This window comes from Herbaspirillum lusitanum P6-12 (assembly GCF_000256565.1).
GTDB lineage: Bacteria > Pseudomonadota > Gammaproteobacteria > Burkholderiales > Burkholderiaceae_D > Herbaspirillum > Herbaspirillum lusitanum.
In genome coordinates, this window is the sequence record NZ_AJHH01000071.1 from 1 (window position 1) to 2,657 (window position 2,657).

General features: G+C 59.7%; 3 protein-coding genes and 1 pseudogene. All 4 read right to left on the reverse strand.

Annotated features, from left to right (window positions below):
• On the reverse strand, window positions 1-264 hold a 264-nt coding region (locus HLUSI_RS0102515), incomplete at its 3' end, for an ATP-binding cassette domain-containing protein (protein ID WP_016832475.1).
• Complete coding sequence (locus HLUSI_RS0102520) at window positions 248-901, reverse strand: amino acid ABC transporter permease (RefSeq protein ID WP_016832476.1); 654 nt, start codon at window positions 899-901, stop codon at window positions 248-250. The genes HLUSI_RS0102515 and HLUSI_RS0102520, both read right to left, overlap by 17 nt.
• Window positions 898-1,683 carry an amino acid ABC transporter permease gene (locus HLUSI_RS0102525; protein WP_016832477.1) on the reverse strand — a complete coding sequence of 262 codons (786 nt, stop codon included), beginning with the start codon at window positions 1,681-1,683 and terminating at the stop codon, window positions 898-900. The genes HLUSI_RS0102520 and HLUSI_RS0102525 overlap by 4 nt, the downstream gene beginning before the upstream one ends.
• 567 nt (window positions 1,684-2,250) lie before the next feature.
• Window positions 2,251-2,657: pseudogene (locus HLUSI_RS0102530) on the reverse strand (NAD-dependent epimerase/dehydratase family protein); the annotation flags it as partial.

Sequence of the window (2,657 nt, forward strand, 5' to 3'; positions counted from 1 at the left end):
GCTCTGGAACACGATGCCGACTTCCTGGCGCAGCTTGTGCAGGTCGATGGCAGGGTCGTCGACGCGCATGCCGCAGACTTCGATGGCGCCGGAATCGATCTTCTCGAGGCGGTCGATACAGCGCAGCGCGGTGCTCTTGCCGGAACCGCTGGCGCCGATGATGGCGATCATCTCGCCCTTTTGCACCTCGAAGGAAACGCCCTTCAGCACCTGGTTGGAGCCGAAGCTCTTGTAAATCTGATCTAGTTTAACGATTGCTGACATTGAGCTTGTTCTCCATCGATTCACTCCAGCGCGAGAGCGGGTAGCACAGTACAAAATAGAACGCCCCTACCAGACTGAAAATCAGGAAAGGCTGAAAAATTGAGTTGTTGATGATCTGACCGGCGCGGGTCAGTTCGATAAAACCGATCACGGACGCCAGCGATGTCATCTTGATGACCTGCACCAGGAAGCCCACGGTCGGCGGCAGCGACAGGCGGAAGGCCTGCGGAATGATCACCAGGCGCAGCGTCTGCCAGCGCGTCAGCGACAGGCATTCGGCGGCTTCCCATTGCGGACGCGGCATCGCTTCGACGCAACCGCGCCAGATGTCGCCCAGATAGGCGCTGGTGTAGACCATCATCGCCAGCCCCGCCGCGACCAGCGCCGGCAAGGCGAAGCCGTACACCGACAGGCCGAAATAAACGATGAACAGCAGGATCAGCAGCGGAATGCCCTGGATGCACTCGATGTACACCAGCGTCGGCATCCACAACCAGCGACGCGGCGAAATGCGCGCCAGCATCACCCCGAATCCGCCGATGCTGCCGAGGATGAAGGCCAGCCCGGACAGCACCAGCGTCCACCAGATCGACTGCACCAGATAGAGGAAATGTCCCCAGGAGAAACTGCCGATCATGATGCGCTCCCGTTGGTAGTGTTCGCAGCTGTAGCGGCTGCAGTTGCGGCGACCGGCTGGAACGGCGGAATCGCGGGCGGACGGCGACGAGCGGCTTCCAGTGCGGCGCGGCGGATGATGCGGCGGCGCTTGAACAGGTATTCGCCGAAGCCCCAGGCCAGCAGCTTGACCAGGATCGACAGCGCCAGGTACATGAAGGCGACGACGATATAGGTTTCCAGCGAGCGGAAGGTGTCGGACTGCACGGTGTTGGCGATCGCGGTCAATTCTTCGGCCGATATCTGCGAGGCCATGGCCGAGGCTTGCATCATCAGCAGGAACTGGCTGGTCAGCGCCGGATAAACGCGCTCGATCGACGGCTGCAGCATCACGTGCCACGCGATGCGCCAGCGCGACAGGCCGAGGCATTCGGCCGCTTCGATCTGGCCCTTTGGCACCGATTCCAGGCCGGCGCGAATGATCTCGGCGGCATAGGCGGCGATGTTGATGATCATCGCCAGCACCGCGGCGGCGAATGTCGGCATGTGGATACCGAGGCTGGCCAGGCCGAAGTACAGCAAGAAAATCTGCACCAGGAAAGGCGTATTGCGGACCGCCTCGATGTAGGCGGAACAGGCTTTGGCGATATAAGGATTGCTGCCGCGCTTGAGGAAAGCGATCAGCGTACCGATAGCGACGCCGACCACAATGGCGACCGTCGTCATCTTCAGCGTCAGCCAGGCGCCGGTCAGGAAGACCGGCCAGTATGGCGCGAGAGGAGCGAAATTAAGTGTAAAACCCATGCCGATGTTGCCCTTTATACGTGGCGTTTAATTCGGCGATGTAATGACAGTGGAGGACACGAGGAGCCGACCGACAAACAAGGCGGTCCACCGTGGAACGAAACTAATCGATTTTTCCCTGAGCTTGCGGCGTCATCATCAAGCACCGAGGTCTGTGCTGCCACCTCTTTACCTTGGCAATGGCGTCGCTGCCTGCGGTGTGTGCGTTATTGTTTTTGCTTGCTGTCGCTCACCGTCACTACTACCGTCTCCCTTCACCTTGTCCAACGCCGGCGCGTTGCGCTGTCTCCGCCGGGTTGCCGGACAAGGCGGCTGTCGTGTTACCAGCCTGTGCTGCTTATGCTTTGCTGCTTGTTATTGCACTTGCTGTATCCATTGCCACATCCGCCGCTGCCGCTTGTTCAAACACCCGGTTCTTATGGCGGCCCTCGCTGCGCTTTGCAGTTTCACGATCTCAGGCGGCAGCAAAGATAACATGGATGTACGATAACATACAATCGAGAATGTGAAGCCGGCTGGGATAACTTTTTGTAGTTTCGCGTTACCTTGCCGCAATCCCGATATCCGTTACTTCGGCTCGAATGGACCGGTCATGGTGAAGATTCCGCCCTGGTAGACCCGCACCGGGTCATCGGCCGGCGGCAGCGGCTGCGCCTCGATCTTGGCGCGGAAGATCTCGGACGTATCGCGCGCCTTGAAACCCAGGTGCGCCGCATAGTGGTTGTCCCACCAGGTCGACGGATTATCGGACATCCCATATACGACGGTGTGGCCGACATCCGGCGTAAACAGGCAGCAGCGCATCAGTTCGGTCAGGTCGTCATAACTCAGCCAGCTGGCCAGCGAGCGGCGGTCCTTGGGTTCCGGGAACGACCAGCCGATGCGGATGCTGACGGTTTCGATGCCATAGCGGTCGTAATTGAATTGCGCCATATCTTCGCCGTAGGACTTCGACAGGCCGTAATAGCCGGGTC

Excerpts from the sequence above, each read along its gene's own strand:
- HLUSI_RS0102520 (WP_016832476.1), bottom strand. The coding sequence starts at position 901 with ATGATCGGCAGTTTCTCCTGGGGACATTTCCTCTATCTGGTGCAGTCG.
- HLUSI_RS0102525 (WP_016832477.1), bottom strand. The coding sequence starts at position 1,683 with ATGGGTTTTACACTTAATTTCGCTCCTCTCGCGCCATACTGGCCGGTC.